26 protein-coding genes are annotated in these 26,331 nt (G+C 41.9%); 8 read left to right on the top strand and 18 right to left on the bottom strand.

Translation table 11 applies throughout. The annotated features are described in order from the left end of the window. Nucleotides 1–48: 48 nt before the first annotated feature. The 5 genes from METVE_RS0112060 to METVE_RS0112080 all read right to left on the bottom strand — a co-directional run bounded on the left by METVE_RS0112060 (nt 49) and on the right by METVE_RS0112080 (nt 5,384). Nucleotides 49–870 carry a thymidylate synthase gene (locus METVE_RS0112060; protein WP_020168746.1) on the bottom strand — a complete coding sequence of 274 codons (822 nt, stop codon included), beginning with the start codon at nt 868–870 and terminating at the stop codon, nt 49–51. Nucleotides 871–931: 61 nt separating this feature from the next. Further along, nucleotides 932–2,353, bottom strand: coding sequence for a threonine synthase (thrC, locus tag METVE_RS0112065; protein ID WP_020168747.1), 1,422 nt, complete (start codon nt 2,351–2,353; stop codon nt 932–934). Between the two features lie 45 nt (nt 2,354–2,398). Further along, nucleotides 2,399–3,712 (bottom strand): homoserine dehydrogenase, encoded by a 1,314-nt coding sequence (locus tag METVE_RS0112070; protein WP_020168748.1) that lies wholly within the window; start codon nt 3,710–3,712, stop codon nt 2,399–2,401. After that, nucleotides 3,712–4,149 (bottom strand): GNAT family N-acetyltransferase, encoded by a 438-nt coding sequence (locus METVE_RS0112075; protein WP_020168749.1) that lies wholly within the window; start codon nt 4,147–4,149, stop codon nt 3,712–3,714. The genes METVE_RS0112070 and METVE_RS0112075 overlap by 1 nt, the downstream gene beginning before the upstream one ends. Next, nucleotides 4,146–5,384 (bottom strand): pyridoxal phosphate-dependent aminotransferase, encoded by a 1,239-nt coding sequence (locus METVE_RS0112080; RefSeq protein ID WP_020168750.1) that lies wholly within the window; start codon nt 5,382–5,384, stop codon nt 4,146–4,148. Before METVE_RS0112080 ends, METVE_RS0112075 begins: the two co-directional genes overlap by 4 nt. A gap of 120 nt (nt 5,385–5,504) precedes the next feature. Between METVE_RS0112080 and METVE_RS0112085 the strand changes: the two genes are divergently transcribed. Further along, nucleotides 5,505–5,873, top strand: a complete 369-nt coding sequence (locus tag METVE_RS0112085; protein ID WP_020168751.1) for an Mth938-like domain-containing protein — start codon at nt 5,505–5,507, stop codon at nt 5,871–5,873. Between the two features lie 130 nt (nt 5,874–6,003). On the opposite strand, the gene METVE_RS0112090 is transcribed toward METVE_RS0112085, so the two are convergent. The 4 genes from METVE_RS0112090 to fabA all read right to left on the bottom strand — a co-directional run bounded on the left by METVE_RS0112090 (nt 6,004) and on the right by fabA (nt 9,102). Next, a complete protein-coding gene (locus METVE_RS0112090; protein WP_020168752.1) occupies nt 6,004–6,594 on the bottom strand; it encodes a hypothetical protein in 591 nt (196 codons plus the stop codon). Nucleotides 6,595–6,640: 46 nt separating this feature from the next. Then, entirely contained in the window at nt 6,641–7,180 is a 540-nt protein-coding gene (locus METVE_RS0112095; RefSeq protein WP_020168753.1) for a DUF1439 domain-containing protein, read from the bottom strand. A 55-nt stretch (nt 7,181–7,235) separates the two neighbouring features. After that, a complete protein-coding gene (gene fabB, locus METVE_RS0112100; RefSeq protein ID WP_020168754.1) occupies nt 7,236–8,477 on the bottom strand; it encodes a beta-ketoacyl-ACP synthase I in 1,242 nt (413 codons plus the stop codon). A 106-nt stretch (nt 8,478–8,583) separates the two neighbouring features. After that, complete coding sequence (fabA, locus tag METVE_RS0112105) at nt 8,584–9,102, bottom strand: 3-hydroxyacyl-[acyl-carrier-protein] dehydratase FabA (RefSeq protein ID WP_020168755.1); 519 nt, start codon at nt 9,100–9,102, stop codon at nt 8,584–8,586. Nucleotides 9,103–9,681: 579 nt separating this feature from the next. Between fabA and METVE_RS0112110 the strand changes: the two genes are divergently transcribed. From METVE_RS0112110 to METVE_RS0112135, 6 genes are all read left to right on the top strand, one after another. Further along, nucleotides 9,682–10,698 carry an AAA family ATPase gene (locus METVE_RS0112110; protein WP_020168756.1) on the top strand — a complete coding sequence of 339 codons (1,017 nt, stop codon included), beginning with the start codon at nt 9,682–9,684 and terminating at the stop codon, nt 10,696–10,698. A 42-nt stretch (nt 10,699–10,740) separates the two neighbouring features. Next, nucleotides 10,741–11,604, top strand: a complete 864-nt coding sequence (locus METVE_RS0112115; protein WP_020168757.1) for a DUF58 domain-containing protein — start codon at nt 10,741–10,743, stop codon at nt 11,602–11,604. Nucleotides 11,605–11,728: 124 nt separating this feature from the next. Beyond that, nucleotides 11,729–12,742, top strand: a complete 1,014-nt coding sequence (locus METVE_RS0112120) for a hypothetical protein (protein WP_020168758.1) — start codon at nt 11,729–11,731, stop codon at nt 12,740–12,742. Nucleotides 12,743–12,745: 3 nt separating this feature from the next. Continuing rightward, nucleotides 12,746–13,723 (top strand): vWA domain-containing protein, encoded by a 978-nt coding sequence (locus METVE_RS0112125; RefSeq protein WP_020168759.1) that lies wholly within the window; start codon nt 12,746–12,748, stop codon nt 13,721–13,723. Between the two features lie 28 nt (nt 13,724–13,751). Further along, nucleotides 13,752–14,306 carry a hypothetical protein gene (locus METVE_RS0112130; protein ID WP_020168760.1) on the top strand — a complete coding sequence of 185 codons (555 nt, stop codon included), beginning with the start codon at nt 13,752–13,754 and terminating at the stop codon, nt 14,304–14,306. 54 nt (nt 14,307–14,360) lie between these two features. Then, complete coding sequence (locus METVE_RS0112135; RefSeq protein ID WP_020168761.1) at nt 14,361–15,371, top strand: vWA domain-containing protein; 1,011 nt, start codon at nt 14,361–14,363, stop codon at nt 15,369–15,371. 40 nt (nt 15,372–15,411) lie between these two features. Here the strand turns inward: METVE_RS0112135 and METVE_RS0112140 are convergent, their stop codons facing one another. Beyond that, on the bottom strand, nt 15,412–15,885 hold the full coding sequence (locus METVE_RS0112140) for a hypothetical protein (protein WP_020168762.1): 474 nt from the start codon (nt 15,883–15,885) through the stop codon (nt 15,412–15,414). A 95-nt stretch (nt 15,886–15,980) separates the two neighbouring features. Between METVE_RS0112140 and ygfZ the strand changes: the two genes are divergently transcribed. Then, complete coding sequence (ygfZ, locus tag METVE_RS0112145) at nt 15,981–17,102, top strand: CAF17-like 4Fe-4S cluster assembly/insertion protein YgfZ (RefSeq protein ID WP_020168763.1); 1,122 nt, start codon at nt 15,981–15,983, stop codon at nt 17,100–17,102. 1 nt (nt 17,103) lies between these two features. Here the strand turns inward: ygfZ and ftsB are convergent, their stop codons facing one another. The 8 genes from ftsB to METVE_RS0112190 form a co-directional block, all read right to left on the bottom strand. Further along, the gene (ftsB, locus tag METVE_RS0112150; protein ID WP_020168764.1) at nt 17,104–17,517 is read right to left on the bottom strand and encodes a cell division protein FtsB; all 414 of its coding nucleotides are present in this window, start codon (nt 17,515–17,517) and stop codon (nt 17,104–17,106) included. A gap of 134 nt (nt 17,518–17,651) precedes the next feature. Further along, on the bottom strand, nt 17,652–18,938 hold the full coding sequence (gene eno / locus METVE_RS0112160) for a phosphopyruvate hydratase (protein ID WP_020168766.1): 1,287 nt from the start codon (nt 18,936–18,938) through the stop codon (nt 17,652–17,654). Nucleotides 18,939–18,979: 41 nt separating this feature from the next. Beyond that, nucleotides 18,980–19,819 (bottom strand): 3-deoxy-8-phosphooctulonate synthase, encoded by an 840-nt coding sequence (kdsA, locus tag METVE_RS0112165; protein ID WP_020168767.1) that lies wholly within the window; start codon nt 19,817–19,819, stop codon nt 18,980–18,982. Nucleotides 19,820–19,831: 12 nt separating this feature from the next. Next, complete coding sequence (locus tag METVE_RS0112170; RefSeq protein ID WP_020168768.1) at nt 19,832–21,463, bottom strand: CTP synthase; 1,632 nt, start codon at nt 21,461–21,463, stop codon at nt 19,832–19,834. A 348-nt stretch (nt 21,464–21,811) separates the two neighbouring features. Beyond that, nucleotides 21,812–22,465 carry a class II aldolase/adducin family protein gene (locus tag METVE_RS0112175; RefSeq protein ID WP_026362129.1) on the bottom strand — a complete coding sequence of 218 codons (654 nt, stop codon included), beginning with the start codon at nt 22,463–22,465 and terminating at the stop codon, nt 21,812–21,814. Between the two features lie 21 nt (nt 22,466–22,486). Next, the gene (locus METVE_RS0112180) at nt 22,487–24,070 is read right to left on the bottom strand and encodes a hypothetical protein (protein ID WP_020168769.1); all 1,584 of its coding nucleotides are present in this window, start codon (nt 24,068–24,070) and stop codon (nt 22,487–22,489) included. A 17-nt stretch (nt 24,071–24,087) separates the two neighbouring features. Further along, nucleotides 24,088–25,188: an S-methyl-5-thioribose-1-phosphate isomerase gene (gene mtnA / locus METVE_RS0112185; protein WP_020168770.1), complete on the bottom strand. Its 1,101-nt coding sequence runs from the start codon at nt 25,186–25,188 to the stop codon at nt 24,088–24,090. A 309-nt stretch (nt 25,189–25,497) separates the two neighbouring features. Continuing rightward, nucleotides 25,498–26,313, bottom strand: a complete 816-nt coding sequence (locus METVE_RS0112190; RefSeq protein ID WP_020168771.1) for a TatD family hydrolase — start codon at nt 26,311–26,313, stop codon at nt 25,498–25,500. Between the last annotated feature and the right edge of the window lie 18 nt (nt 26,314–26,331).

The raw sequence follows: 26,331 nt of genomic DNA on the forward strand, positions 1-26,331 counted from the left end.
TGGTTATACGCAACCAGTCAGTTGGTTACTTGTAGCCAAAAACTGTTTTTAAACAGCAACTAAGCCTTTAATTGCGGGATGCGGATCGTAGTTTTCTAAAGTGAAATCTTCAAATTTAAAGGAGAAAATGTCGTTAACATTTGGGTTGATACGCATCTGAGGTAATGCGCGAATTTCGCGGGAAAGTTGCTCGTTGATTTGTTCTAAATGATTATTATAAATATGCGCATCGCCCAAAGTATGCACAAAATCACCTAATCTTAAATCGCATACTTGCGCGACCATCATCGTTAATAGCGCGTAAGAGGCAATATTAAACGGCACTCCCAAGAAAATATCAGCGCTACGCTGATAGAGTTGGCAGCTCAATTTTGATCGTTGATCCGCATCATCGGGCGATGCAGGCGCCACGTAAAACTGAAAAAACGCATGGCACGGTGGCAATTTCATCTGGTCAACATCGGCCACATTCCAAGCAGAAACAATCAAACGACGTGAATCAGGATTGGTTTTAATTGCATTAATCACTTGTGTGATTTGATCGATATGCGTGCCATCTGGCTTAGGCCAATTACGCCATTGATAGCCATAAACTGGTCCTAAGTTGCCCTTTTCATCCGCCCACTCATCCCAAATACGCACACCATTTTCTTTAAGATAGGCAATATTAGTGCTGCCTTGCAAAAACCAAAGCAGTTCATGCACGATTGATTTTAAATGTACTTTTTTGGTGGTGAGTAATGGAAAACCTTCTGCCAAATCAAAACGCATTTGGTAGCCAAAAACAGAAATGGTGCCTGTGCCTGTGCGGTCATGCTTTTGCACACCTTGCGCTAATACATGTTTGACTAATTCGGTATATTGTTTCATAGGAATACCTTATATAAATTCTTTGGCTTTCTTAAAATACAAATTTAACTGTTTTATTGCATTAAGTATTTTGGGCAATAAAATCTTTAATTGAGGCAACATCGGCATCCATCACAGTGAATTTTTGCGGCAATTGCTCAATACCTTTTAAGCTATCTGGTCGCGACGGCACTTCGCCTAATGCTTCAACTAGTGCGTCTTCAAATTTAGCGGCTAACGCGGTTTCCAACACCACCATTGGAATATTATTTTGTCTATACTCCAATGCAACTTTCAAGCCATCAGCAGTATGTGTATCAATGACCACATCATACTTCTCTTTGGTTTGGCGAATAGTTTGCATGCGGTTTGCATGGCTGCTACTACCAGACACGAATCCATAATCGGCTAATTTTGGCAGCAAATGCTTGATATCAAATGCTCCGCCTTTGTCTACACTTGCCCACAGATCACGCACTTTGCTGGCATCTTTGCCCACCAAATCAAATACAAAGCGCTCAAAGTTAGAAGCCTTGCTGATATCCATCGATGGACTAGATGTTTGATAAGTATTTGCTGAACCACGTGGGCGATAAATGCCCGTTTTAAAAAACTCATCCAGCACATCGTTTTCATTTGTAGCGACTACTAGCTTATCAATCGGCAAACCCATCATGCGCGCAATATGGCCGGCGCATACATTACCAAAATTGCCACTCGGCACTGCAAAGCTTACTTTTTGGCTGTTACTTTGTGTCACCGCAAAATAGCCTTTAAAGTAATACACGACTTGCGCGACGATTCTGCCCCAATTGATAGAGTTAACTGCGCCAATTTTATATTTTTGTTTAAATGCCGCATCATTTGAAACGGCTTTAACGATATCTTGGCAATCATCAAACACGCCATCCACAGCGATATTAAAGATGTTTTCATCTTGCAAGCTGAACATCTGTGCCGTTTGAAAACGACTCATCTTTTTGTGTGGCGATAACATAAATACACGCACGCCTTTTTTGCCGCGCATCGCGTATTCAGCCGCAGAACCCGTATCGCCAGAAGTTGCACCTAAAATATTTGTTGTTTCACCTTTAACAGCCAATACATATTCAAATAAATTGCCTAATAACTGCATCGCCATATCTTTAAAAGCCAATGTTGGTCCATTGGAAAGGCTTAATAAATACAAGTTATCTTCGAGCTTAATAGTTGGCGTAATATCTGCCGCGTTTTGACCGATACGCGTAAAACCATACACCTCCGCGCGATAAGTTTTATCGATAATCGCTTTTAAATCAGTTGCAGGAATGTCATCAACTAAACGACTTAAAATCGCAAAAGCTAAATCCGCATAATTCATGCCGCGCATGGCAGTTAAATCTGCATCGCTAAATTGCGGATATGTTTCTGGCAAATATAAACCGCCATCTGGCGCCAAGCCGCCTAACAAAATTTCGCTAAAACTTAAAGCAGGCGATTGCCCGCGTGTAGAAATGTATTTCATTTAATATTAACTTTAATGATTGAACTGACTTAATTTTACTAAGAATTATCTAGCTAACTCTTCCATTCTAATTTTAACTAATTTGCCGACAATCGCTGTTAACGCTTCAATTTCGGCAATTCCTGCATCCATATTTTTCTCTTTTGTGACATGCGTCAGAATCACAATATCCGCTTCCGTTTCATTATCGGCTGGCTCTTTTTGCAACATGGCATCGATAGAAATATTCCTATCGGCCAAAATTTTGGTCACGTTGGCTAACACGCCAGGTTTGTCTGAGGCACGCAGGCGCAAATAATAGGCACTGTCGATTTCGGAAATCGGCAGGATTGGTAAGTCATTTAATTGCCCTGCTTGAAAGCCCAAATAAGGCACGCGTTGTTCTGCGGTGGCGCTACTTAACCTTGCTACATCCATCAAATCTGCTACCACCGCACTGGCAGTTGGCTCAGCACCTGCACCTGCGCCGTAATATAAAGTCGGGCCGACTGCATCACCTTTTACAACCACTGCGTTCATCGCGCCGTTGACATTGGCGACTAGCCGTTTTTCTGGAATCAATGTTGGATGCACGCGAAGTTCAACACCGCCTTCGGATTGCTTGGTAATACCTAGCAATTTCACACGATAGCCAAGTTCTTCAGCATATTTGATATCAGTCTGTTGAAGCTTGGTAATACCTTCGGTATACGCTTGGTCAAACTTCATTGGCATGCCAAATGCAATCGCTGCCATAATCGTTAATTTATGTGCGGCATCAATGCCTTCCACATCAAAGGTTGGGTCAGCTTCGGCGTAACCCAAACGTTGCGCTTCACCTAACACATCAGAAAAAGCCAAGCCTTTTTCGCGCATTTCAGTCAGAATAAAATTGGTTGTACCGTTAATGATGCCAGCAACCCATTCGATGCGATTGGCGCCTAAACCTTCGCGCAAGGCCTTAATGATTGGAATTCCGCCTGCAACAGCCGCTTCAAATGCAACAATCACACCTGCTTGTTGCGCGGCCGCGAAAATCTCGTTGCCATGCAAAGCGATTAACGCTTTATTGGCTGTTACCACGTGTTTGCCGTTAGCGATGGCTTTTAATACTAATTCTTTGCTTAAGGTATAGCCGCCAATTAACTCTACGACCACGTCAATTTCTGGATTATTCACAATCGCAAACGCATCTGTGGTTAATAGCGTGTTGCCGCCTGTTATTTGTTTTGCATGGTCAATGTTTTTATCTGCCACTTGCAGTACATTAATCGCCACGCCAGTGCGACGTGAAATTTCTGCGGCGTTACGCGTTAATACATTGTAAGTACCGCCGCCCACTGTGCCAATCCCCAAAAGTCCTACGTTTAATGCTTTCATTACAAACTCTTTCTAAAACTAAACGAGAAAATATGCATTTTCTCGCGAAAATAAAATTGATGTGCAGACGCGCGTTGCACGCCTGAATCTAACGCCAAAACATTGCAACCTAAATCTTTGGCTTGGCTTTCTAAATGACTTAACAATAATTTGCCGATACCTTTTGAACGTTGAGTTTCTTCGGTAACCAGATCGTCAACGTGTAAACGCAATCCTTCGTAAGTGTTCTCAATCAGTCGCCATAAAGCCAGCCCAACAACTTGTTTGCCATTTACAGCAATCAATAGTCTGGCGCCGTTTGCAAATACTTCGTGCATACGCGCGACATAGTCTTCTGGCAACATTGGGCGCAATTGTCGATGCACCGACTCAGATTTCATCAACCAATCTAATTCAAGAATGGCACCACTAGCATCGGTTACGTCAATCAGTTTCATGCGAGCTGTTTTTTGCTGTGCTTGTTTCTGTAGCGTTCTAAGAAACTGGCGATGCGTTTAATTGCTTCGGTTAAATCATCTATATTCGGTAAAAATACCACTCTAAAATGATCTGGCGTTTTCCAGTTAAAACCAGTGCCTTGCACCAGCAATACTTTTTCTTCTAATAATAGGTCTAAAATAAATTGCTGATCATCCTTAATCGGATACATTTTCGGATCAAGCTTAGGGAAAAGATACATCGCCGCTTTTGGTTTTACGCAACTCACACCGGGAATCGCGGTGATTAAGTCGTAAGCCAAGTCGCGCTGCTTACATAATCTGCCTGCGGGCGCCACTAAATCATCGATACTTTGATATCCACCGAGCGCTGTTTGTATGGCCAATTGCCCTGGTACATTGGCGCACAAACGCATAGAAGCCAGCATATTCAGGCCTTCAACATAGTCAATCGCATGTTTTTTCTCGCCCGAAATCACTAGCCAGCCAGCACGATAACCGCAAGTACGATAGTTTTTTGATAAGCCATTAAACGTGACGAATAGCACATCTTCAGCCAGTGATGCCATAGAGATATGCTCGGCTTCATCGTACAAAACCTTGTCGTAAATCTCATCGGCAAATATCACCAAACCATGATGACGCGCGATTTCGATAATGCCTTGTAGCGTTTCTTTTGGATACAATGCGCCAGTCGGATTATTCGGGTTAATCACCACGATGCCGCGCGTATTGGCCGTAATTTTTGCTTCAATATCTTTTAAGTCTGGCAACCAGCCAGTTGCTTCATCGCATATGTAATGGCGCGCTGTACCCCCAGCCAACGTTACCGCAGCTGTCCACAACGGATAGTCTGGCATCGGCACTAACACTTGGTCGCCATTGTTTACTAAAGCTTGCATCGCCATCACAATTAATTCTGAAACACCATTACCAATAATAATGTCGTCTACTGTCACATTAGCAATTTGCTTACTTTGTGTGTAATGCATAATTGCTTTACGCGGTGCGAATAAGCCTTTTGAGTCGGTATAACCGCCGGCATCGCCCATATTGCGAATCACATCCAGCTGAATTTCTTCTGGCACTTCGAAGCCAAAGGCGGCTGGATTGCCAATGTTTAGCTTGATGATGCGCTGACCTTCTTCTTCCATTTGACGCGCTCGCTGCAACACCGGGCCACGAATATCGTAGCAAACGTTAGCGAGTTTGTTGGATTTGAGTAAAGGTTGCATAAAAGGTGATTCTGAGTGATTGTTAATTAAAATTGAGGTTAAAAAAGACTTTAAACTTAATCCGTAAGTTTACCTTAGAAAAAGGTTTTTCTTCAATCAAAGCCACGCTAAAATACCAGCATGAAATTACATTTAACGACCGCTGAAAATAACAATTTAATCACTGGATACGGTGAAGATTTTATTGAGATTAACAAAAAACGTTATACACAAAATCTTATCGTGCTGGCGAATCAATTAATCTTGGATTGGAATGTCACCACTTTTACCGCGTTAACTACGGCGAGTTTTGCTGAGATTGTCGAGATTAACCCTGAAGTTTTGCTGCTTGGCACTGGCTCAAAACATCAATTCTTACATCCAAAACTAGCGCAAAATTTGACAGAAAAAGGCATTCCAATTGAATGCATGACGACAGCTGCAGCTTGTAGAACCTATAATATATTGATGAGTGAAGGCCGAAATGTTGCCGCGGCTTTATTGATTTAACCAGCATGATAAATACTGGTTAGAACGGCTTTACAAGACAAACTAAAAAGCTATTAAAACTGACAGGCTAATTTGTAATCAATCATATTTACAAAACCCTACAAATCCAGCCAATCTAAATAGCGCGCTTTTACTCTAAATGATCAACCCCATCCCAAACTGCCACGGCACCTGCATGTTTGATGAATTTTTTTTCGTAAACTTTAGTAATTAATGTTTTAACTTCTTTAAACTCCGACTGCAACTTATCGCAATCTGCACTGTTTGGTGCACCACACCTAAAAGCGGTATCCACATAAACATGGTCTGCAGAACCGACATCAATCATGCGTTTAACTACGCTCGGGTGTGCGTAATGCCCACCTTCGGTAAATGCCCATTCAATATTTGGGCCATCCTTAACGACATACCAAGGACCCGCTCTGTCTTGCCAGCCAAACGGTTTAGCATTAGGTTTTACAGCAACGTCCGTACGTTCTTTAATGGAGTTATAGGCTACGGCAATGCTAGGGTAACCAATTTCAACCACTAGTGGCGCGGCTTTTGGCACTACTTTTTTAGCCGGAACTTTGGCTTTCTTTTTAGCTTTTGGAACGGGTTTCAGTCCAAGCGCTTTGGCAGGGCCTTTATTTTGACTATTTTGAGCCGCCAATCCAATTGAAACTGAAGTAAAAGAAGTAATGGCGACTGAAATAGCGAGTAAATAAGCAATCTTTTTCAATTATAAAATCCCGAATTTAGTTATTAAATCTAATTAAGTTAAACAGTTAGTGTTGCGGCGTAAATGTTAACTGCAGGCCTTTATTGGTGATCTGTATATCTTTCGGGCTGTAGTTGGTTCCACCAAATTTCAAATCTTCTGGCTTTAGGGTGTATAGCGGAATACCGTTTAGCATTTCGCCACCCAATGTCTTGGTCAGCTTATTAATCATTTCGTTCTGTTTACTATCTGCACCGTCAACATTAAATTGATCAATTTGTGGCTCATCCAATACAATCGATTGACTTGCCGCATCGAAGCGTAATTTACCCGAAATACTTAGTTTACCAGCGACACTTTTATCAAGTAAAGGGCTATTCAGTATGGTGTCTAGCGTCGTTTGCATACGACCAGTTGACTGGTCAAACTTGACAATAGAATTGCTTAAGTTAACGTCAAAAACTTTTAACAACTGAATCGGTACTGCTAATTTTTCGTTAAGCTTTTGCTGGATTTGCGCTTCGGTGACATTAACAGTGCGGTCACCGAAGGTTGCACAGCCAGATAAAAAATCCAATAAAAACAAAATATTAAGCCAATATTTCATTGCTTATTTTTTCATTACTAGTTCTGCTAAAAACCTATTAATCGCTTTTAAAAACTTAAAGGTTTTTGGTCGACAAAATCAAACTGGCATTAGTGCCACCGAAGCCAAAACTATTCGATAAAGCAGTGGTAATTTTAACTTTATCAATACGCTTTGTGGCAATCGGTAAACCAACTGCAGCAGGATCAAGCGTGTCGATATTAGCTGATGCTGCAATGAAATTATTTTCCATCATAATCAACGTGTAAATCGCTTCATTCACACCAGCGGCACCTAGAGCATGGCCAGAAAGTGATTTAGTTGAAGCGATTGCTGGTAACTCACCGTATTCGCCACTACTAAACACCGCGTGAATCGCTTCTAACTCTTTGGTATCGCCAACAGGCGTACTCGTGCCGTGCGTATTAATATAATCCACATGGTCGATTTTATTGCCATCATGATCTGTTAACGCCAATTTCATGCAGCGCTCTGCGCCCTCGCCACTTGGCGCAACCATGTCATAACCGTCTGATGTCGCACCATAGCCAATGACTTCGGCATAGATTTTAGCGCCGCGTGCTTTGGCGTGCTCATATTCTTCTAAGACTAAAATACCGCCGCCACCAGAAATCACAAAACCGTCTCGGTCGGCGTCATAAGTACGCGATGCTTTAGTAGGCGTGTCGTTGTACTTGCTTGACATTGCCCCCATCGCATCGAACAAGTAAGACAAGCTCCAATGTTCCTCTTCACCGCCACCTGCAAATACGATATCTTGTTTTCCAAGTTGAATCTGCTCCACACCTACACCGATACAGTGCGCGCTAGTTGAACAGGCAGAACTGATGCTGTAGTTAACACCTTTAATTTTGGCACCAGTGGCAAGAGTAGCCACAATGCCACTACACATAGCCTTCGTGACCATATAAGGTCCGACACGGCGAATGCCTTTCTCAGCAAGTATTTGATTACTTTCTTCAATACTCTCGGTTGATGGGCCACCACCACCGACAATGATACCGGTACGCACATTGGAAACCAGATTCTCACCCAATGCGGCATCTGCAATTGCTTCTTGTAAGGCAATCCATGCATAAGCATGACCTTTAGCCATAAAACGCATGAGTTTGCGGTCAATCAAATCCTGCACATCTAGCTTAACGGAACCCGCCACCTGTGAGCGCATACCGCGCTCTGCGTACTCTGGCTGAAAGCTAATGCCAGATTTTCCTGCATATAAGCTTTCTTTCACTTCTGCTTTATTATTACCGAGGCTAGATACGATGCCTAGCCCAGTGATTACGACACGGCGCATTGCGTGCTCCCTCCAAAGTTTTCTTTATTCTGCATATTAAATATTAAAAATATCCATTTAAGTATTTGTAAGTATTTATTTAGCCAATACTGATTATTAGTACTGATTAAAAATTATCTGTACGTGTAAATAAACCCACCCGCAAATCATTCGCTGCATATATTTCGCGCCCATCTAATGACATGGTCGCATCAGCAATGCCCATCACCAATTTACGCATAATAACGCGTTTTAAATCTATGGTATAAGTCGCTACTTTAGCGGTTGGCAACACTTGCCCGCTAAATTTCACCTCGCCCGCGCCCAATGCGCGACCACGGCCAGGACCGCCCATCCAACCTAAATAAAAACCAACTAATTGCCACATCGCATCTAAACCTAAACAACCTGGCATGACTGGGTCACCCGTAAAATGGCAATCAAAAAACCATAAATCTGGTCGAATATCCAGTTCTGCTACGATTTGACCATGACCATATTTACCATCACCTTCGGTAATTTTAACAATGCGATCAAACATCAACATAGGTGGCAAAGGCAATTGTGCATTACCTGGGCCAAACAGCTCTCCGCGTCCGCATTTTAATAATTCTTCTTTGGTAAAGCTGTTTTGTTTAGTTGTCATGAGTTGTTGATCTTTTAAGTATTTTATTTTAATGCATGAACTTAACGCATTAAAGTTATCAATTTTTACAGCACCCTCATTTTAATTATTAAAAAATAAGTATTTTCGTTCTGTAATCGCAAGCTAAATTATCCACTATTTTTAGCGATGCTAAAACTTTTAGAAAATATTTCTCCGTTATTATGCGCAATATTTAATTAATATGGGTCTAAAACGTTTTATTTAAAGTGGTAATTGATTTTGATTATTCAGATGCTGATTTTAAGTTAACCCCACTTTAAACAGCGCAGATTAAAGTGCATAAATTGGCGCTCGCGCTAATCGACTTGATATAAGTAATTACAAATCTAACTTCAGATATGTCTTTTGTAACAAGAAATAATTGCATCGCCATATAAACCGATTAAACTATACAAACCTGTATACACTTTGCAGAATTTCATTTATATTGTTAACAAATTGTAAGCAATCGTTTCAAATTTATTATACTAAATGCCATAAACACCGTTTAATAATCATCTATTATTACTTAATCATTTATTACTATTAGTTAATCATTTAAATTTTAGGAAAAACTCAATGAGTGACCGTCTCTTAGCCGATTGGCGTCAACATGCGCTGACTTTAGAAACCGAAGTGAACAAAGTAGTGGTTGGTCAGCAAAACCCTGTTCGATTGATTACTACTGCGATTTTTGCGCGTGGCCACGTTTTGCTTGAAGGTGATGTTGGCGTGGGCAAAACCACACTATTGCGCGCTTTTACACGCGGTATTGGCGGCGGTTATCAACGTATCGAAGGCACAATTGATTTGATGCCGAACGATTTGGTGTATCACACGTATTTGGGTGAAGATGGCAAACCGCACGTAAGCGCTGGTCCATTATTGATGTCTGGCGAAAATCTATCGGTATTTTTCTTTAACGAAATCAACCGCGCACGTCCGCAAGTGCATTCTTTGTTATTACGCGTGATGGCAGAACGTACGCTATCTGCGTTCAATAAAGAACACGTTTTCCCGCATATGATTGTGTTTGCAGATCGCAACCAAGTCGAAAAAGAGGAAACATTTGAAATCCCTTCTGCGGCGCGTGACCGTTTTATGATGGAAATCCCAATCGTGGTGCCAAATGACGATGACATTATGTCTGGCCTGATGTTTGATACGCGTTTTCATGACGTGGATGCTTTGATTGACACGGTTAAACCCGATGTATTGAAATTCGATGAGTTAAATGCGTTTTCTGGTGTGATTCAAAAAAATATCGACGCTTCAAAAACACTGGAAAAATATGCGTTAAATCTTTGGAAAGCCACACGTAAACCAACTGACTTTAGTGTAAAAGTAACCAATGTCGATATGAATCGCTTAGTGCTTGCCGGCGCCAGCCCGCGCGGTATGAGCATGATGTTACGTGCAGCACGCGTGAACGCTTGGTTAAATGAGCGCACTGCGATTACGCCAGAAGATATCCACGCGGTTTTCCACGAAACGGTTGCGCATAGATTGGTATTTAGTCCAGTTTATGAAATGCGCCGCACGGAGATTGCGCGCGAAATGTTAAGCAATATTATCAATGCGGTCGCTGCGCCCTAAGTAAAAACAGTTAAAACATCACTCAGTAAGCGACGATTAAACATGTCCATTGAAGATATCAAAGAGTTTAGCTACCACATCGGCTGGCGTAATCGCGGTCGCCATCCTGGCCGCCACGCTAGCACACAGCGCGGCATGGGTATGGAATTTATCGGCCATACCACGCTGATCGCTTATCCTGATCCGCGCCGTATCGATTTGCGTCAAACCATTCGCGATCCGATGGAACAGGTTTATGTACGCTTATTCAATCAAAAAAGTGCAACACCAGTTTTTGTGATTTGTGATTTATCTGGCAGCATGAATTTTGGCGCTAAAGAGCGAAAAATCCGTAAAGCCGCTGAAATCGCCGAATCCATTGCACGCTCAGCCACTAGGAATTCTGACCCGTTTGGTTTTGTGGGTTTTGATGAAGTGGTACGCGAAGATTGGATTAGTACTGCATCGTTTAAATCGCAACGCGGTATAGAGTTGGCAGAACGCTTAAAAGAATATCACCCCGAAGCGGTTTCTGGCAGCGGTATTAATGAAGTTTGGCGCTATTTACCACGCGAACGCTCACTGGTATTTTTGATTTCAGATTTCCATATGCCGTTAAAACAGCTAGAAGAGTCGCTATCCAATCTATTGCGCCATCACATTGTGCCAGTGGTTTTGTGGGATGCAGACGAATATAAAAATCTGCCCGAATTTGGTATTACCGCCGTTACCGATCCTGAAACTGGCGCAAAACGCACGCTATTTTTGCGCAAAGAATATCGCGACAAAATCATCGCAGCGTTTGAAGCGCGCCGTGAAGCGATTTACAAACTATTTATGCAATTTGATATGCCACCGTTTTATGTGGAAGGCGATTTTGATGCAGATGCCTTAACCGAATATTTTCATCAATTTGTCGCTGCTTAGATTGGTGTTGCGACTTAAATGTTGTTGTTACCTAACCCAAATTTTTCAGTAAAAAATATTATTAGTGAATATTTAGGTAGTAAACGCAATATATCAATTCAACAGAAACTGAATACTTAACCTTATGAAACGATTAAATAAATACTTGTTAGCGATTATTTTAAGTCCACTTTTAGGTTTAAGTGCGCTTAATGTTTCTGCGATGGAATATGAAAATCTGCCTGATATTAAAAACGGTATCGTCAGCATCAAAATACAAGAACCAGAGCGCGATGTCGGTTACACGGTTGGCGATATTTTGACGCGCAATATCAGCATTAATATCAAAAAACCGTATCAATTGATTGAGGAGTCTTTGCCAATTATCGGCTACGAAAGGCGCTACAAAGGTCAATTAATCGGCATCGATTTAAGCGATCTTAAACACGTCAAAAAAGAAAATAACGATGGTGAAACGCATACACTCAGCTTAAGTTATCAAGTATTCACTAATAATGTGGTGGCAAAACACGGCTCATTGCCGTCGGAATATTTGCGCATTATCAACACGCAATCCAAACAAGTAGTGAAATATCGCATCCCCAGCTGGGATTTCGCGATTTCACCGATTTCGATTTATGGCGCAGTAAAAGTCGAATCTGACATGTCAGATTTTAGAGGTCCATTATTATTAGATAACAGCAAACATAAGCAACGTTTAAAGGTTTTGTTGACTATTTTAGGGTTAAGTCTGTTGGGACTTTTATACATGCTGGGCAAACACGCGTGGTTACCGCGCATGGGCGGCCCATTTGCCAAAACGTATCGCATTATTCGCAAATCGCCCAACACGCCTGCTGGCATACAACAATCGGTTAGTAGCATGCATAAATCGCTCAATGCAACAGCTGGTATGAGTTTATTTAGCGGCAACTTAACCCAATTTTTAGCGCAAAAACCCAATTTTGCACCGATTAAAACAGAGATTGAACAGTTCTTTGCATTATCGCGCCAAGTGTTTTTTGAGCCAAATGCCAAACATGATGTTGGTGATGAACCAATTAAATGGTTAGCGCAGTTCTGCCGTCGTTGTCGCGATTGTGAACGCGGCTTGATTCCAGACGCACTAACACCAGATCCGCTGTCTTCAAAGGTTTAAAAGATGGCTTTTTCTCACCCTTGGATGTTGTGGTTATTACCGCTGGCGATATTGCCATTACTATTTCAGCGCGCGCACAGCAAAAGCTATTCTTGGTTAGATATGCTACCAGCAGATCCACTTTCGGATTTGATTGGCCTAATTCTGAAAATATTAGCCGTGCTGATTCTCACCTTTATTATTCTGGGTTTAAGCGCGCCGCATAGCAATCAACAATTGGTTGAACGTATCGGCGTTGGCGCACAAATCACGTTGGTATTAGATCGTAGCGCGAGTATGGATGATCCATTTTCCGGCTCAACGGCCACCACTATTGGCGAAACAAAATCGGCCGCTGCCAGTCGATTAATCACCCAATTTGTGCAATCTCGTCAAAACGATATGCTAGGCATGATTACCTTTAGTAACTCCGCCATGTATGTGTTGCCATTAACTGAAAATAAAGAGGCGATTGTGGCTGCGGTGCGTGCCACTGCTGGTAATGCATTATTTCAAACTAATATCGGTAGTGGTTTAACATCAGCTGCTGGCTTGTTTGATAAAGTGCCCGATTCTGGCTCCCGCGCGGTGATTTTGTTATCGGATGGCGCTGGCCGTATTGATGCCAATACGCAACAAAAAATCAAAGACTGGTTTGACCGCATGCATTTAAGTTTATATTGGATTGTGTTGCGACAACCAGGCGGCTTGAGTATTTTTGATCAAAACTACAAACCGCAGGAAGACCAGCCTTTGCCACCTGAAATTGAGTTACATGATTTTTTTAAAACTTTTAAAACACCATTTAATGCCTATGAGGCAGAAGACCCAAAAACCTTGCAATTGGCGATTGATGACATTAATCGTAAAGAGAAAAAACCGATTAAATATCTACATAAGATTCCTGGCAAAGATTTTTCAACGCTATGTTTTACGATTGCCGCAATCATGATTGCGTTATTGCTGGGCGTGAAATATATAGAAGTAAAAACTTGGAAATAAGCAACTAAATTAGACCTATGAGGCACGTATGAAATTGGATATTCGATCTTTATTGACGGTTAAAAAACTCACTTGGTTTTTAGTGTTTTTAAGCTTAGTTTGCTTGCTTGCAAGCGTTTATACGTTCAATCGAATTAATCAAATTGATGAGTTTAATCAAGCCGTTAGTTTAGGAAAAACGCCAAAGACAGATAAACAAAGCTTTGAAGCCAAATTTGCCACTGCGCTTTATCTGGCAAAAAAAGAACGTTATAAAGAAGCCACTTTGTTATTTAGCCAAACTTTGCCGAATGCGAATGCATCACAAAAATCAGCGGTTAATTACAATATCGGCAATATCTTCTTTTTACGTGGATTAGCGATTAATGGAACGAATAGTACCGTACGCGATGAGGCAGAGTATTTGATTCGCCAAGCGAAAACTGCTTATGTATCATCGTTAAAAGCAGAAAATAGCCATTGGGATGCGCGCCACAACTTAGACCGCTTGTTGACTATGCTGCCAGGAACGCCAACGCCAGGCGTGGGTGAATCTGATACTCCAGGGCTGATTATGGGCAATATTCCAGTTGGTTTGCCTTAAAGTGTTGTAATTAAGTCTTGAAATTTAAGTCACAGAGTTAACACTTAAAATACCATGAAAAAAATATTCAATTATTTCCGCCACCGCCGTGACATTAGCTTGCTAACGATAGCTTTGATTTTGCTATTGATTGCACTATTTAAACCAACTGTGCCGATTAAACGCGATATTTATAGCTATTTATTGGTGGCGGATATTTCACAAAGCATGAATGTGGTGGATGAAAGCATCAATGGCAAACCTGTTACGCGCATGCAATACCAGCAATATTTGATGCACCGGATTATTGGCGAAATGCCCTGCGGCACTCAAGTGGGCGTTGGTTTATTCGCTGGCGTTAGCGTGGCTGCACTGTACACGCCCATTGAAGTTTGCGAAAACTTCGCCGCCATTGAAGACACGATTGACCATTTAGATTGGCGCACAGGCTGGTCTGGCAATAGCCGTATTCGTGAAAGTTTAGCGACATTGGCACGATTAATCCGTAGTTTTCCAGAAACCGCGCAAGTGGTTTACTTTACCGATGGGGAAGAAACACCTTTTTTACATGCGTTTAATACGCGTGACTTAACGGATTTTCAAGGTGCAAAAGACTGGCTTTTCGTTGGTGTCGGCAGCGAAAAAGGCACTGCGATTCCTAAATTAGATGAACATAATCAAGTGATTGGTTACTGGTCTAACGAAAGTTTTGCCTTGCAGCCAGGGGTTGCACAAATTTCCGAATCCAATATCGGTGTTCGTAATGACAGCATTGCCAGTGGCACTAGCGATCGATACTTATCTAAACTGGATGAAAAATATTTGCAATCCGTGACCAAAGAAATCAATGCAAAATATATCAATGGTGACAGCGTACAACGGGTGTTATCTGCCATGAAAAATCAACCGCCAGCACGTCGCGATAAAACCCAATTTGAATTGAAATGGAGTTTTGCAGGTTTATCTGGCTTATTCTTTTTAGCGGCTTATTTGCCAAAACATCCAGTGCAAGAAACCAAAAATTTATGGAAAAAATGGCTGGCGCGTAGAAAACGTCAAACGACAGGCTTGTCTAAACTTTCTTGATTTTATCGACAGACTTGATTATGTAGCCATCATTATGTGATTATTTGTCGTGCTTGAATAAGCGCACCCACACACGCAAGCGCCTTAACGCATCCTTTTCTGCCAATTCGCAATCATCTTTCTCTATAAAATTAGGCAATAATAATACTGGCGGCAACGTTTTTTTCAAGCCGTTTCTTTTAAAATTCAATATCGTTAAATGTTGATGTGTAAAACTTGTTATCGCTAATTGTGGCTTGAATTCTTGCTGCTTTTTATTGGTTAACTTTAAATTGCCCTGCACATCAATCTCAATAGTTTGCCAAGACCAAGGCAACATCAGCAGCGCATCTCGCCCTATAAAATAAGCTGTCGACGCAATAATCAATACAAAAATGGCAAACTTAATCGGCAATATTATTGGCGCGACTAAAATAATCGTCGCGCTGGCGGTTGCAACTAGCGCCAACAAACCCAATAATAGAGGTGAAGGCGAGAGTTGTAGCACAATCGATTTTTTTAAAACAGGTTTCATAGCAATCGTTTTTTGTTAGATTTATAAGGTTTTTTATAAAGCACACTTCATTACAAACACACTTTTAAGTGTGATTAAACAAGGCAAATAATCGCATGACGGCATCAGAATGGCAATTAGGATTAGTAGAACATGGCGCAGTTATCGCGGATGGCGCGGTGAGTCATTTTGTTAACACGCAAAATGGTAGTAAATCGCAAGGCGAAAACCAAGTTTTAAGCGAAAGTAATATTAAGAGCGAAATAGTTGCCACAAAAAGTGTGCATACTTTGTGCGATTTAACGCATCTTGGCCTGTTAGAACTTGGTGGCGCTGAAGCAGTAAGCTTTTTACAAGGCCAAGTGACTAATGATGTGAAATTGCTGGTGACCAATAATATTGCTCACTACAGTGGGTATTGCACGCCAAAAGGACGATTGCTGGCATTGTTTTTGGCATTTTCACATGATGACCATCTACATTTACAATTCAATCGCGCGCTGCTAGAACCGATTATGAAGCGACTGAAAATGTATGTGATGCGTAGCAAAGTAGAAATCAAAGATGTATCTGAAACGATTATCAAATTTGGCATAAATGGCCCCGATTCTGCTGCATTGTTAACACCTTTTTTCAGTCAAATTCCCACACAAGATTATGAATTGGTGAGTTTGGATAATGGCGCAATCTTAAAACTACCAACGATTGCCGGCCATACGCGCTTTCAGATTTTTACTGATGCTATCAACGCGCCCATTCTATTCAATGCGCTTAAAGTGAATTGCCAGCTAGTTGGAAAGCCATGCTGGGATTGGCTAGATATTCAAAGTGGTATTCCTGATGTATCAGCTAAAACCCAAGAACAATTTGTGCCGCAAATGCTCAATTTAGATATTTTAAATGGTATTAACTTTAAAAAAGGTTGTTACACCGGCCAAGAAATCGTCGCGCGTATGCATTATTTGGGTAAAGTAAAACGCCGTACTTATTTGGCGAGCATTCAATCAAGTACCGCGCCAGTTGAGGGCGACAAGGTGTTGGATGCTACGAATAATGATATAGGTCAGATTGTGCGTATTGCACCGAATGATGAAGCTGGATTTGATGCATTAATAGAACTGAGAATTGAAGCAAAACAAGCAGGTAATCTGACTTGGCAAGACTCTGCCATTAATATTAAACCGCTGCCTTACGCTTTGAATGATGAACCTTCTTTACTGGATAATTTGCTCGAGTAAGTTAAGGCGTAGTCTTATCTGGCGTTACCGCTTGTGTTGATGCTGAAGGTGCTATTACAGTTGTGCTTACTGTGGGATTAGTAATTGGCGTTTCTGGAATTGGTGAAACTTCTGGTAATTGATTGGGTTGAGCAATCGGAAATGGTTGATCAATCACTTGATAAAACACTTCATCTTCTTTAATCATGCCCAACTCGCTACGCGCGCGCTCTTCAATCGCCGCATTACCTTGTTTTAAATCGCGCACTTCGGCACTTAAAGTTTCATTGCGTTGCTTGAGCGTTTTATTCTTTTCTTTTTGGCTGCTAATCTGCTGATTCACATTCCAAACACGCAACCAACTGCCTTTCCCCAGCCATAGCGGATACTGCAACAAAGCGATTAATACAACAAAAACAAGTGTTAACGCTTTCAAAACAAACCTTTATTGAATGGCAGTATCCATTCAATTTTGATTGCAATTGAGCCAAGACTAGGCGCATTAGCGCAGACAGTACATTTTGTACGGCAAGCTAATGCAACAACGTATTGGCTCGATTGCATTTGAAATTACTTGAACAATTGGTAAAAGGCGCCCATACCGGCATAACTCGTCGCATCACCCAACTCTTCTTCAATGCGCAACAATTGGTTATATTTGGCAATACGTTCACTACGGCATAACGAACCAGTTTTAATTTGCAATGCATTTGTCGCTACTGAAATATCAGCGATTGTCGTATCTTCTGTTTCACCAGAACGATGTGATACAACAGCCGTATAACCTGCACGTTTCGCCATTTCAATGGTTTGGAATGTCTCTGTTAACGTACCGATTTGATTTACTTTAATCAACACGGAGTTTGCTACGCCACGTTTAATACCTTCACGCAAGATTTTAGAGTTGGTCACAAATAGATCGTCACCGACTAATTGCGTGGTTTTGCCTAAGCGTTTAGTTAAGATATCCCAACCATCCCAGTCAAATTCGCCCATGCCATCTTCAATGCTGATGATCGGATATTTATCCACCCAAGTGGCTAGGTAATCGGTAAATTGTGCAGAACTCAGCGACAAACCTTCTGATTCCAAATGATATTTACCATCTTTATAAAACTCGGTACTGGCGCAATCTAGGCCAAGATAAACGTCTTTGCCAGGCTCGTAACCAGCATCAGAAATTGACTCCAAAATCAGTTTGATTGCATCTTCGTTACTGGCTAAATTTGGTGCAAAACCGCCCTCATCGCCTACTGTCGTTGCTAAACCTTTTTTATGTAGCGTTTTCTTTAACTGATGGAACACTTCTGCACCACAACGCAAGGCTTCTCTGAAGGTTGGCAAGCCAGCTGGAATAATCATGAACTCTTGCATATCAACAGAGTTATCCGCATGTGCGCCGCCGTTAATAATATTCATCATCGGTGTGGGCAATTGCATAGAGCCAGAACCGCCTAAATAACGGTACAAAGGCAAACCACTTTCTTCTGCCGCCGCACGCGCACAGGCCATTGAAACCGCTAATAACGCATTTGCACCTAAACGGTCTTTATTTTCAGTGCCATCCAGCTCAATCAAGGTTTTATCAATAAAACTTTGCTCTTCGCAATCCAAACCAATGATCGCTTCAGTGATTTCGGTATTCACGTTTTCAACCGCTTGCAATACGCCTTTGCCTAGATAGCGGTCTGAATCGCCATCACGCAATTCCATTGCTTCTTTCGCACCCGTAGATGCACCCGATGGCACTGCCGCGCGGCCGATGACACCGCTTTCTAGCAGTACATCACATTCAACTGTTGGGTTGCCACGTGAATCTAAAATTTCACGACTGATAATATCTACAATTGCGCTCATGTTTAATCCTAAATTTAATTAATTATTCAAATACTTAACTGTTAAAGCGTCGATTCAATAAAGCCTGATTTTTTGACCAATCTATCCATGTCAACCAACAAATGCAGTAAGTCTTCCATTTTACCCAGCGGCCAAGCATTTGGGCCATCCGACAAGGCTTTGCTTGGGTCTGGATGGGTTTCCATAAAGATGCCGGCAATACCGCTAGCTACCGCAGCACGTGACAACACTGGTACATGCTCGCGTTGCCCGCCGCTTTTATCACCTTGACCACCTGGTTGCTGCACGGAGTGAGTCGCGTCAAACACTACTGGACAATTGGTTTCACGCATAATCGCCAGCCCGCGCATATCAGATATCAACGTATTATAACCAAAGCTCGCGCCACGCTCACACACCATAATCGTATCTTGATTACCATTTGCCTCTTTGGCTTTATTCACCACTTGCAACATATCGTGCGGCGCTAAAAACTGGCCTTTTTTGATATTCACTGGCTTACCACAAGTCGCCACTGCCACGATAAAATCGGTTTGGCGGCACAAGAATGCTGGTGTTTGCAATACGTCCACCACTGCTGCCACATGCGGCACTTGCTCTGTAGTATGCACATCGGTTAATACTGGCACACCAATTTGGCTTCTTACTTCGTCTAAAATCCGCAAACCTTCATCCATACCAAACCCGCGAAAAGTCTTGGTAGAGCTGCGATTTGCTTTGTCGTAAGACGATTTATAGATGAAAGGAATACCCACTTTTTCTGCGATTTCTTTCAGCTTACCGGCTGTTTCAATCGCAAACTCGCGTGATTCAATCACACAAGGACCAGCGATTAAAAATAATGGATGCTCAAGACCTACATCAAAATTACATAGTTTCATCTGGTGGCCTTTTTAAACTTTTGCTTTATTGTCTAAAGCAGCTTGCACATATGCTTTAAATAACGGATGCCCAGCACGTGGATTAGAAGTAAATTCTGGGTGGAATTGACAGGCCACAAACCAAGGATGTGTCGCTTTTGGCAACTCAATCATTTCACATAAATCTTCGCCTAATGTGCGTGCAGAAACAACCAAGCCCGCTTTTTTAAGCTGCTCTACATAATGATTATTCACTTCATAACGATGGCGATGACGCTCATTCACTTGTGCTCCATAGATACTTGCAGCCAAGGTGTTTTCTACAGTCGGGCAAGCTTGTGCGCCTAAACGCATAGTACCGCCAAGGTCAGAGTTCTCATCGCGCTTTTCGATTTTGCCAGATGCATCTTGCCATTCATCAATCAAGCCAATTAGCTTGTGCGGTGTATCTGCATTAAATTCAGTACTGTTTGCATCCTTTAAATGTGCCACGTTGCGCGCAAACTCAATTACCGCTAATTGCATACCTAAGCAAATACCCAAGTAAGGGATTTTATTTTCACGCGCATATTGAATCGCGGCAATTTTGCCTTCTGTGCCGCGTACACCAAAACCGCCAGGAATCAGAATCGCATCCATCGCCTCTAATTTAGCAGTACCATTTTGTTCAATATCTTCACTATCAATATAGTGGATTTTCACTTTTGATTCGGTGTGAATACCCGCATGAATCAAGGCCTCAGTAAGTGACTTATATGATTCGGTTAAATCTACATATTTACCCACAAAGGCAACGTTGACCAAATGTTTAGGGTTGGCAAGTGCAAAAGAGATTTTTTCCCAGCTAGATAAATCAGCCGCTTTAGCCAAAATATTTAATTTATGACAGACAATTTCATCCAGCATTTGGTCATGTAACAATCCAGGAATCTTATAAATAGAGTCAGCATCGATTGCGCTGATGACCGCTTCTGGCGCCACATTGGTAAACAAGGCGATTTTTTTGCGCTCTTCGTCTGGAATGTTGCGATCAGCGCGACAAAGCAAAATGTCAGGTTGAATGCCGATTTCGCGTAACTCTTTGACAGAATGTTGCGTCGGTTTGGTTTTTAACTCACCAGCGGCCGCGATCCAAGGTAATAACGTTAAATGGATGTAACAGGCATTCGTTTTGCCTTCTTCAAAACCCATTTGGCGAATCGCTTCTAAAAATGGTAACGATTCAATATCACCCACCGTACCGCCAACTTCTACAATCGCCACATCTGCGCCTTCAGCGCCGCGTTTAATGTGCGTTTTAATCTCATCGGTGATATGTGGAATCACCTGTACAGTTTTACCTAAATATTCGCCGCGACGTTCTTTTTTAATCACAGTTTCGTAGATTTGGCCAGTGGTGAAGTTATTACGCTTGCCCATGCGCTGCGAAATAAATCGCTCGTAATGGCCCAAATCCAAATCAGTTTCAGCGCCGTCATCGGTCACAAAAACTTCACCGTGCTGGAATGGCGACATGGTGCCGGGGTCAACGTTAATATAGGGATCTAACTTGAGCATGGTAACTTTGATACCACGCGATTCTAAAATTGCGCCTAGACTGGCTGCGGCGATACCTTTACCGAGAGAAGAAACAACACCGCCAGTGACGAATACATATTTGGTCATTTACAAGACGCTTTACACTTAATGGCAAGCCAAGAATTAGCTTACAGACGGGAACAAATTTTACCGCAAAGGCAGTAGAATAACAATGTTGGGTTTGCAAACAAACGGGTGAAAACTATCAAAAAACACGAATTAAATGGCTGTTTTTAGGATAAAAAGTTTCCTAAGTAAAAGAATACTTAACACTATATTTTAGTCAAAAAATCAGCGAGTTGGGTTTAGAAAAGTCGGTATTTCGATTGAAAATTCGAATATTATTTCGACTGTACTGGAGTTGTTAATACCGAGAATGAATTGCAAGAATCTCTAACTTGGGCTAACCCTACTGAAACCTAACGCTGTATTAGTTTATTTAATAGACCACTTCCCATAACCCTTAAACTGCTGAAACACTTCGCGCATTTCGGCTTCATTTAATATTGGCGGATTAGAGTTAACTTGCAAAATCCGCCAATATTGCTCACATAGATTTTCTACTTCTACCGCCACTGCTAGCGCATCATCCAAATCATGTCCTAACGCAATCATGCCGTGATTCGCTAACAGGCAGGCTTTACGGTCAATTAAGGCCGTTAGCGCACTGTCAGACAATTGTTGAGAGCCAAATAAGACATATGGCGCGCAACGAATATTATCACTGCCGGCAACCGCTATCATGTAGTGAAATGCTGGAATACTTTTGTGCAAGCAGGCAAGCGTGGTGGCAAACATACTGTGGGTGTGAATAACCGCGTTTATATCTGGGCGGCCAGCTAAAATATCACGGTGAAAACGCCATTCTGATGACGGCTTTTTGCTTTGCTCAAAACTGCCATCAAACTGCATATGCACCATGCTTTCTGGTGTCATTTCTTCGATGTTTATACCGCTTGGTGTCACTAGAAAACCACTTCCGCAATCTTGACCTAGTCGTACACTTACGTTGCCTGATGTGCCTTTATTTAAGCCGAGCTGACCCAACTTTTGGCTGATAATGAATAATTGTTGTCGAGATACTTGCATACTTAGAATCATTTTCAGCAATCAAATCGCCATTTTTTGTCCGCGTGAAATCGCCCATTTAACACTTGCCACAAATTTTGGCGAGCTTGATGGCGCATCGTCATGATTTTGCAGTAAGCCCCAACTACCCCATTTAGACCAAGCACCAACACTGTTGAAACTACAGGTCAAATCACCACCATTTTGCGCCCACATCATCAAACTTTTGGTGTAAATATCGCCCATACGCGCATCTGCATTGGCGCTATAAAATAAATTATTCAAACGTTCGTTATTCTCGCCGCCGCCAACACCCACCAAATGCTGACCTGCTTCATAAGCCACTAATTTAAGCCCATAATCATCAGCGACTTTTTTATTGTTTTTTACCCATTGTATCGATTCGGGTAAAGAAACTTTATTGAGATGTTCAAATAATTGATCTAAATTCCATGCACTCACTAATTTATCGTCTAAACCTTTTTCATCTTTTGCAGGCACATTAAAAGAAACATATGGCGCGATTGCTAATACATCTGCATCACTAGCGGCATTCTGAAAGGCGAGAATCTCTTCCGCTACAGGCGAATAAGCCGCTTGTGCAGCTAAAACTCTGACGAATCGGTCATGTCCTTTATAAACGTCTGTCCAAATTTTAAAAATCTGTACAGAGCGAGAAGCGTAATAGCGCAACGCAGCCTCCCCAGAGTCTTGCGAAAGATTTAAACGTTGGCCAGCTATAACAGCGTCTTTATGTTGTTGAAATCCACCGTTCCAAACTTCATTAGAATTTTCTACCCAAGCGTGTAATTCCGGCTTTAAATGCTCTTTCACATATAGTGCAAATTGCTTTATATAATCATCATCAGCTTTGTGCGGCATACAAAACCAAGCATCGCAATTTTGCTGATTCGCTAAATCGACCAGCCACTCCAAAGGAACGCCATTCATCGTAAAGCTTGCATCTGAAGGTTTAGCGCGATCTTTCCAAGCCACCAATTGAGAGTTATTGGTATTCATCCAATCCATAAACCTTAAACAAGCCACACCCGACCAGCGTGCTAAAAAAGTTGGATTCCAGCGGTTCTGCTGATAAGTTTCTTCGTGCGCGATTGGTACTACGCGAATATTTTTGAGGTAATTTTGAGTGTTAAGTTTGCTGATATCGAGTCGGAAAATACCTTTTTCACCATTGACATTGACGACTATTCGCCCTGGCTTGATGGATTTATAGTCATGATTAGGCACTTTAATCACGCCCTCTCCTTCATATAAAATCACATAATCGCCACTGGGAAAATGGCTATTCCCCAGCACGCTAATGATAGTTGAAGCAACCGTACCAAGCGGCAATTGTGTTACCCAGCCATCTGCATCTAGGTTTAAGCGAGCCTCAGCAGGCTGTTTGCCTTCTACAAACCATGCGCGCGATTGTTTGAATAAATCCACAAATGGAAATTCGCTAGACCAATCTGCTACACCTGCTAAATTAATACCAAACTGCGCATTTGCAACGGGGATTTTTTTATTTGTTTTTGCTAGGCGCGTTGCGCCTAAACCAAACACACCCAAAGCCGCGGTAGCTGTAGCGGCTAACATTAAACTTCTGCGATTTTTATCGATCATTTATTTGTCCACCTTAATTAAGCATTCGGCGAAAGTATTTGACGCAAATCATCAGGCGAAAATATGCCCTTTTCAGTAATAATCCCTGTCACCAATCTGGCAGGCGTGATATCAAAAGCAGGATTGGCGGCTTTTGATTCAACTGGCATCAATCTTACCTTTTGTATGCTGCCATCCGTCGCCAAGCCTTGTATAAAACGCACTTCATCACTATCGCGTTCTTCGATTTCAATTTGCTTGTAATCGGTTATTGTCCAATCAATCGTTGGACTAGGCACTGCGGCGTAAAATTGAACGTGATTATCAAACGCCGCCAAAGCTTTTAAATAAGTGCCGATTTTATTGCATACATCACCATTGGCTGTCACGCGATCTGCGCCCACAATCACCATATCGACCAAACCTTGTTGCATCAAATGTCCACCGGCATTATCGCTAATCACCGTATGCGGAACGCCGTGTTGCGCCAACTCCCAAGCGGTTAGCGCTGCACCCTGATTGCGTGGCCGCGTTTCATCTACCCACACATGCACATTCAAACCCGCATCGTGCGCCGCGTAAATGGGCGATAACGCGGTGCCGAAATCCACAGTTGCCAGCCAACCCGCATTGCAATGTGTCAAAATATTGAATGATTGTGTGTGTTTTGGATTATCTTGTCGCTTCAACTCAATTTGCGCTTTAATTAACGCTAATCCATGTTGGCCGATTGATTGGTTTTGGGTTACATCTTCTTCTGCAATATTTGCTGCCTCTCGCCAGGCAGTGATATTGCGCCTATTTTGCGGCGTTGCTTGTAAAAGTGACACCATGCGATTCACTGCCCAAGCTAAGTTAACGGCTGTCGGGCGACTATTTTTGAGCATTTCTGCTGCGTTAACTAAATAAGCATCCGATTCATCTTCCAGCATCGCCAACGCCATGCCATAAGCTGCCGCAGCACCAATTAACGGCGCGCCACGCACTTGCATAGTTTTAATCGCGTGAATCATTTGTTCTAGTGAGTAAATTGCTAAGATTTGAAATGCAAATGGCAATTGCGTTTGATCAACAATCTGCACAAATTTGCAGCGCGGACTTGGCCAAATTGTTCGAAACGGTTGTTGAGCAACTTTCATTGTTCTCAATCTAATTAAAATATGGCTTACGATTAAATTGCAAGATTAATATAACTTTTTATTGATATTAAATCGTTAAATAGTATAAATAATTATGAATAAATTTCTTGCAATTTTTTTTGTTTTATTTTTTACAGTTTTCCATCCACAAAATCTGTGGATAACTTTGTGGATTGCTGTGTCTTAAAAGTGTAACCTACCAATTTATAAGGCTTTTTTAGAAAAGTTCATTTTTTAATCTATTTTTTAACTCAATAAAATCAATGACTTACGGTATGCCGTTGGTTTTATACACTTTTTTTACATTTGTTAATGTAGCACATTAAGTGGTGTGCATAACCCCGCTAATTTTGGCAAAATTTGTAATGCATTTTTGCCTGTAATTTCAATGATTTGCGACACTTCAACGCCCCTTAAATCAGCAAATACTTCTGCGATTTTCATTAGCTCTTTCGGGCTATTTCTGCCCTTTGTGCCAATCCATTCTGGCGGAATATCCGGCGAATCGGTTTCTAATACAATCGATTCTAACGGCAAGTTTTTAGCTAATTCACGAATTTTAAGCGCACGTGTATACGTCATCGCGCCACCAAAGCCCAATTTAAAACCTAACTTGATAAATGCTTCTGCCTGCTGCGGGCTGCCATTGAATGCGTGTGCGACTCCACCAACCACAACATGACGGCGCAATTGCTTTAGTACGTCATCCACCGCACGCCGCACATGCAAAATCACAGGCAACTCATATGTTTGTGCGATTTTAAGTTGCTCGACAAAAAAATATTCCTGCGTTTCGCGATTTTGTTGCGTGACAAAAAAATCTAAACCGATTTCGCCTACAGCGACTATTTTAGGATTTTTATGCGCTAGTTGTTCGGTAATTAACTGTTTTAATAACACCAAATCGCTAGGATGCGCTTGGTCGACATACATAGGGTGAATGCCTAAAGCCATGAAACATGACGAACGTAGATGCGCTAAATCGATTACTGTTTGGAAATTATCACGCGTGACAGATGGCACAACTATTTTATGCACGCCTGCCTGACTGGCATCTGCAGTTACCGCATCGCGATCTGTATTAAATTCGGCGGCATCTAAGTGGCAGTGAGTATCAATTAACATCGTCTGATTTTACACACC

The sequence above is a fragment of the Methylotenera versatilis 79 genome (assembly GCF_000384375.1).
Classification (GTDB): Bacteria; Pseudomonadota; Gammaproteobacteria; order Burkholderiales; family Methylophilaceae; genus Methylotenera_A; species Methylotenera_A versatilis_B.